This is a genomic window from Balneolaceae bacterium, assembly GCA_034521495.1.
Lineage (GTDB): Bacteria > Bacteroidota > Rhodothermia > Balneolales > Balneolaceae > Rhodohalobacter.
This window is the reverse complement of record JAXHMK010000009.1, coordinates 355,558-362,500: the sequence shown is the minus strand read 5'-3', so window position 1 is coordinate 362,500 and position 6,943 is coordinate 355,558. Positions and strand designations below refer to the sequence as shown.

The window sequence follows — 6,943 nt, the reverse complement described above, 5'->3', positions numbered from 1 at the left end:
AGGACTCGACTAACCCTGATCCGATTAGCGTTGATCAGGAACCCTTGGGTTTTCGGTGGACGGGTTTCTCACCCGTCTTATCGTTACTCATGCCTACAGTTTCTCTGCCGACCCCTCCAACAGCCCTCACAGGCCGCCTTCGGCGGAGTCGGTATGCTCCCCTACCACTCTATCAAGTGATAGAATCCATGGTTTCGGTAACCAGCTTATGCCCGCAAATTATCGACGCCGGATCGCTCGACCAGTGAGCTATTACGCACTCTTTTAAGGAATGGCTGCTTCTAAGCCAACCTCCTGGTTGTCTGGGCAATCCAACTTTCTTTGTTCAACTGAGCTGGTATTTTGGGACCTTAACCGATGGTCTGGGTTGTTTCCCTCTCGCGACAGGACGTTATCACCCTGCCGCTGACTGCCTGCCAACACCTGCCGGCATTCGGAGTTTGTCTAGGTTTGGTAGGCGGTGAAGCCCCCTAGCCTAATCAGTGCTCTACCTCCGGCAGGCTCTATGGCAAACGCTATACCTAAATATATTTCGGGGAGTACGAGCTATTTCCGGGTTTGATTGGCCTTTCACCCCTATCCACAGTTCATCCGATGGCTTTTCAACGCCAGGCGGTTCGGGCCTCCAGCACCTGTTACGGCACCTTCACCCTGACCATGGATAGATCACCCGGTTTCGCGTCTGCCCCGCCGTACTGCTCGCCCTTCTCAGACTCGCTTTCGCTGCGGCTTCTCCGCTGAGCGGATTAACCTCGCACGACAGGAGCAACTCGTAGGCTCATTATACAAAAGGCACGCCGTCATCCCGACACATGACTCAGTCCACAACGCTCCCGCCTGCCAGCTATTTCACTGCCATGGCTGGGGCTTTTCGTTCGCTCCCAACACAGTTGGGACGGCTCACGTAAAGCTCGCCTTGTACACTCAGTCATGCATCGAGACTCCGACCGCTTGTAAGCACACGGTTTCAGGTACTATTTCACTCGCCGTCTCGGCGTTCTTTTCACCTTTCCCTCACGGTACTTGTCCACTATCGGTCATACAGATGTATTTAGCCTTGGCGGATGGTGCCGCCAGATTCATGCAGGATTTCACCGGTCCCGCATTACTCAGGATAACCACTACCTCCCCTCCAGCTTCGCCTACCGGCCTTTCACCGTCTATGGGGCTGCTTTCCAGTCAGCTTCGACTCGCCGTTGGTTCAGATCTTGTGGTCCTACTACCCCCCGCCAGGTTGCCCCGACAGGGTTTGGGCTCCGTCCCGTTCGCTCGCCACTACTTGGGACATCACTATTGTTTTCTTTTCCTCCTCCTACTTAGATGTTTCAGTTCGGAGGGTTTGCCTTCCCGAAGGAATATCCGTCTAACGACGGATGGGTTTCCCCATTCGGATACCCGCGGATCAACGCTTCTTTGCAGCTCCCCGCAGATTTTCGCAGCTTAGCACGTCCTTCATCGCCACTGTATGCCTAGGCATCCACCGTGTGCCCTTTTCTGCTTTTACTTGCATGGTTTGCACAACACCTGGTTGAGCAAACCCGCACATAAGCAATGAGCTCGATTTTTTACCTCGATCTAATCATAAAATTGGTACGTGTGTGAGGAATAATAATAACACACACATACACAGCATTTACTACCACTATGTCAAAGAACGTTTCCGCCAACGGCGGAATGAATCAATATTTAAATCACACATGATGCCTCAACGGCACCATCTGTCATTTGAATACTGAGCCTGCCGGCCCGGCCGGCCATCGCCCGGCTTGTGGAGCTACGGGGATTCGAACCCCGGACCCCCTGCTTGCAAAGCAGGTGCTCTAGCCAGCTGAGCTATAGCCCCAAAATTTCTTCCAGGTTTATTGCCCGCCGGACCCTCCCGGCCGTGCCGGGATGCTCTAACCAGCTGAGCTATAGCCCCTTTGATTGTTGATTTATTATTGCCGATTGATTAAACCGGCAATCAACATTCATCAATCGAAAATCCAAAGTGGGCTTGGCAGGAGTTGAACCTGCGACCTCACGCTTATCAGGCGTGCGCTCTAACCACCTGAGCTACAAGCCCATATTTTGTGGCTTGCTCCCCGGTAAGTCAGACCGGTCGAAAAACGCGACCTTCCCGCCAACCCTGTCGGGACGCTCTAACCACCTGAGCTACAAAGCCCTGCTGCGCTCCTGCGGAGGACTCCTGTCCACTTCAAAACACAAACAAACATAAACAGATTGCTGAGCGGCCGGGCGATCAATTTCCTCTTAGCAAAGGAGGTGATCCAGCCGCACCTTCCGGTACGGCTACCTTGTTACGACTTAGCGCCAGTTACCAGGCTTACCCTAGGCACCTGCCTTCCCCGAAGGGATTAGCACGGCGACATCAGGTACTCCTGACTTCCATCGCTTGACGGGCGGTGTGTACAAGGCCCGGGAACGTATTCACCGCGTCGTTGCTGATACGCGATTACTAGCGATTCCACCTTCATGGAGTCGAGTTGCAGACTCCAATCCGAACTGGGAATGGCTTTCGAGATCTGCACCCCCTTGCGGGGTGGCTTCCCTCTGTACCATCCATTGTAGCACGTGTGCAGCCCCGGACATAAGGGCCATGATGACTTGACGTCGTCCCCACCTTCCTCACTACTTGCGTAGGCAGTCTGGCTAGAGTCCCCACCTTGACGTGCTGGTAACTAACCACAGGGGTTGCGCTCGTTGCGCCACTTAAGGCAACACCTCACGGCACGAGCTGACGACAGCCATGCAGCACCTTCTCAGTCGCCCCGAAGGGAAGCCCCGTTTCGGGGGCGGTCGCCTGAGATTTAGCCCGGGTAAGGTTCTTCGCGTTGCATCGAATTAAGCCACATGCTCCACCGCTTGTGCGGGCCCCCGTCAATTCCTTTGAGTTTCATTCTTGCGAACGTACTCCCCAGGTGGTATGCTTACTGCGTTAACTGCGTCACAGAACCCGAAAGCCCTACAACTAGCATACATCGTTTACAGCGTGGACTACCAGGGTATCTAATCCTGTTCGCTCCCCACGCTCTCGTGCCTCAGCGTCAATACTGACCCAGCCGGCCGCCTTCGCCACTGATGTTCTTCGTGATATCTATGCATTTCACCGCTACACCACGAATTCCACCGACCTCTGTCAGATTCAAGACACCCAGTATCGGAGGCCATTTTACCGTTAAGCGGCAAGATTTCACCTCCGACTTAGGCGCCAGCCTGCGCACCCTTTACACCCAATGATTCCGGACAACGCTTGCACCCTCCGTATTACCGCGGCTGCTGGCACGGAGTTAGCCGGTGCTTGTTCAATTGGTACCGTCAGTGGGGATCGAAACCCCCAGATTCTTCCCAAATAAAAGCCGTTTACAACCCATAGGGCCGTCTTCCGGCACGCGGCGTGGCTGCGTCAGGGTTTCCCCCATTGCGCAAGATTCCTCACTGCTGCCTCCCGTAGGAGTCTGGGCCGTGTCTCAGTCCCAGTGTGGGGGATCATCCTCTCAGACCCCCTAGCTATCATCGCCTTGGTAAGCCGTTACCTTACCAACTAACTAATAGCACGCAGACCCATCTAAATCCAGCCGAAGCTTTTAACAACTGTGGCCATGCGGCCCCGCTGCATTATGCGGTATTAGCCACCCTTTCGGGCGGTTATCCCCCAGATTTAGGCAGGTTGTCTACGCGTTACTCACCCGTGCGCCAGTCTCCACCCCAACCGAAGTCAGGGCTTCTCCTTCAACTTGCATGTGTTAAGCCCGCCGCCAGCGTTCGTCCTGAGCCAGGATCAAACTCTCCATTGTATATCTACTTAATAGTACACTCTGGAAAATTACATCCCCCAGCTCACTCAACAATCTGTTTATGTCTGTTTGTGTTTCAATATTTTAAAGAACAAAAACGGACATGAATTAAACCAACAAATGTTGGCATATCATATCCGCCAAAGGATTACTAAGATAGGGGTAGTCAGTCCCAAATGTCAATCAATTTCTCTGTTTTTTTTCTAAAAATTTCTACTACCCAACGCACCCTAAAGTAAGTACTGAATACCCAGTGACATAAGCCATTTAGACTATGATTTGTACAATTTATAACCTTCCGGATCTTCATCATAATCCTTAAAAAACCAGATGGCCGCATACACAATTGGGGTGTCGAAGAGTGCGAATAAAAACTTAAAGATATAAGAGTTGACGATAAGAATACCCAATAGGTAAAGATTCGTAATATTGTCACCAAGATTTCCCGAAAAATAGAGAATACTTAAAATGGCCGTGCTATCTACAAGCTGACTAAACATTGTGGAACCATTATTCCGTAACCACAAATAGTTTCCTTTTGTTATCCTCTTCCAAAAATGAAATAATCTTACATCTACAGTTTGCGCAATGAGATATGCAATCATACTGGATATTGTATTTGCTACTACAAAATCATAAACACCTTCAAACAGGTTCAATCCACCGCTTACTCCATAAGTATTTGGAAACCAGTGGCCTATACTCATCAAAAGAAGCATATACATATTCATAAAAAAACCGATCCAAACCACCGTCTGTGCTTTCTTTCTTCCGTAAAGTTCGGAAATTAAATCAGTTACAAGGAAAGTGAATGGATAAGCCAGCAGCCCAACAGGTATACTCATGGTATATGTTTTTCCATCCCTTACAAGTGACGGAGTAATTGACTGTAACCAGCCAGACATCTCAAACGAAAATATTGTTACAAATTTTGTTGTTCCTACAATATTCCCGAAAATCAAAGCCGTTAAAAAAATACCTGTTAAACTTAGAAAAAGAATATCGCGTTTGTGAGAATTCGATTTTCGTACAGAATCTAACGTCATATGAACCTTTCAATAATAGAAATTGGTTATAAGCAACAGAACTAAGGATGATTCAATGCCGTTCAAAATAGATTTGGAACTATGGATAAACAGACAAAAAAGAAAATAAAAATCAGCGAAACAGCAGCAAAAAGATATATAGAAAATAACCGCTTTACCATCCAGTCGTTGGCAGAGAGGCTGGATATGAAATCTTCAGAAATTTTTGAACTGTTTCCGAACAGAAAATCGATTCTGCTTTATTTTTATGAATCGAGATTACTGATCTGCAAAGATCAAACTAAATTGATTGATTCTTATGCAGAATTTTCCCTCAGTGAAAAAATGAGCAATCTCTTTCTAACACTTCTGGATGAGTTTTTAGAGTACAGGGAGTTTGTTTTGGAAACGTATAAACAATTTATCGTAAAAAGTCCTTTTAATACCGCGTTTGAGAAAGAGTTTAAACGAGAGCTCAAATCAATATTCGAATCCGATGACCAGTTGTCTGGTTCTGCATCATTTTTTGTAAATCGTCTGCTTTTTAATACGATTTACTGTCATTTTCATGCTCTGATTCTATTTTGGTCGAATGATGAGAGTGAAAAATTTGAACAGAGTTTTGCCCTTGTTGATAAATGGTGTTCTCTCATTGAGGAACTTTTCTACAATAAAATTCTTGATAAAGGATTCGACTTTGGAAAATTTCTGTTCTACAACTCTCCTTTTAAACAGGCGTTTTCGGGTATTACAAATTCAGGGAGGAAATCTTAAATGACAGATTTTCCTTCTTCGAAATATGAGAGAGGAAAAATTTTTGCCAAAACGGGACTCAAAGTTGGCAAGAATTATGCATCTCATTATTTGAAGACACTTACGGGCCGTAAATCTGAAAAAGCCGATGTTGACAAAAAAACTGCAGAGGATGTGTTCGGCGAGTTCACCAATTTGCGCGGTACCGCTTTAAAAATTGCTCAAACCTTCAGTATAGACCAAGGATTTTTGCCCGAAGAGTTTACCGAGGTGATGACTCAAGCCCAATATAAAGTGCCACCCATAAACCGTTCTCTTGTCAGATCTATTATCCGGCGTGAACTCGGAAAATATCCCGAACAAATATTTGACGAATTCAACTCGGAAGCGTTAGCGGCGGCATCGATTGGACAGGTTCATAAAGCCAGGCTCAAAAATGGTCAATCTGTTGCTATTAAAATTCAATACCCTGGTGTTCGGGATACCATTTCGTCTGATATATCTATGGCCGGATCACTCTTTAAACGATTAGCTGCAAACAGCGCTCAGCTTGATGATTACATTGCCGAAATCGAATCAACCCTGCTGAAAGAGACCGATTATATTGAGGAAGGTAAGTCGATTAATCGATTTCATGAGCGCTTTGCCTCCAATGGAATTGTAACACCGGAATGGATACCGGAACTTTCAACTGAAAAAGTGTTGACTATGACGTTCATTGAGGGAGTTCACCTGAAGGAGTTCCTGGAATCCAATCCCACCCAAGAAGCCAGAAATTATTATGGACAATTGCTTTGGGATTTTTTTCATCAACAGATAAAAGACCGAAAAGAGATTCATGCAGATACACATCCGGGAAATTTTATTTTCACTCCAAATAACAAACTTGGAGTTGTTGATTACGGTTGTGTAAAGTCTTTCCCTGAAGAGTTTTTTATCAATTATCTAAAACTGTTGCCTGTTCATTTAAAAAGGAATGATCAAGAGATTATCCGATTGTATAAAGAATTAGATGTATTAAGAACTGACCCCGAGAACAGTAAGTCTGAAAAAGCTATCTACGAATTTTGCAAGAATTACGGTTACACGTTTGCACTACCGTATATAGAAGATGAGTTTAATTTCGGAGATGAAGAGTACAAGCGAATTATGGCTGGCTATACAAAAAATGCACCTATTACGAGCGGCCCCCGGGGGAGTAAACACTTCATATTTACAACACGGGTTCATCTTGGTCTATATCATTTTTTGATGAAACTGAAGGCTGTGGTGCAGACAAAAAAATCAAGGGAGATTGTAGAGGAAGTAATTCACAATTTTCATAAGAATTGATTCGTGTGCTTCCCTCCTGATAGTATGGTTAACGGG

At 46.4% G+C, this 6,943-nt stretch carries 3 protein-coding genes, 2 tRNA genes and 2 rRNA genes (1 of these 7 cut by a window edge); 2 read left to right on the top strand and 5 right to left on the bottom strand.

Annotated features, from left to right (window positions below):
• From U5K72_06560 to U5K72_06540, 5 genes are all read right to left on the bottom strand, one after another.
• Nucleotides 1-1,504 (bottom strand): 23S ribosomal RNA (locus U5K72_06560); it reaches 1,519 nt to the left of the window's first position.
• A 265-nt stretch (nt 1,505-1,769) separates the two neighbouring features.
• A tRNA-Ala gene (locus tag U5K72_06555) sits at nt 1,770-1,843 on the bottom strand.
• Nucleotides 1,844-1,991: 148 nt separating this feature from the next.
• Nucleotides 1,992-2,065: transfer RNA gene (locus U5K72_06550), tRNA-Ile, on the bottom strand.
• Between the two features lie 193 nt (nt 2,066-2,258).
• A 16S ribosomal RNA gene (locus U5K72_06545) occupies nt 2,259-3,797 on the bottom strand.
• The 16S and 23S rRNA genes sit together here with 2 tRNA genes alongside, the layout of an rRNA operon.
• Nucleotides 3,798-4,069: 272 nt before the next feature.
• Nucleotides 4,070-4,843 carry a queuosine precursor transporter gene (locus U5K72_06540; GenBank protein ID MDZ7718462.1) on the bottom strand — a complete coding sequence of 258 codons (774 nt, stop codon included), beginning with the start codon at nt 4,841-4,843 and terminating at the stop codon, nt 4,070-4,072.
• Between the two features lie 81 nt (nt 4,844-4,924).
• Between U5K72_06540 and U5K72_06535 the strand changes: the two genes are divergently transcribed.
• Together U5K72_06535 and U5K72_06530 are read left to right on the top strand one after the other, a co-directional pair.
• A complete protein-coding gene (locus U5K72_06535) occupies nt 4,925-5,596 on the top strand; it encodes a hypothetical protein (protein ID MDZ7718461.1) in 672 nt (223 codons plus the stop codon).
• Complete coding sequence (locus U5K72_06530) at nt 5,597-6,907, top strand: AarF/ABC1/UbiB kinase family protein (GenBank protein MDZ7718460.1); 1,311 nt, start codon at nt 5,597-5,599, stop codon at nt 6,905-6,907. It abuts the gene before it with no gap.
• Nucleotides 6,908-6,943: the final 36 nt, after the last annotated feature.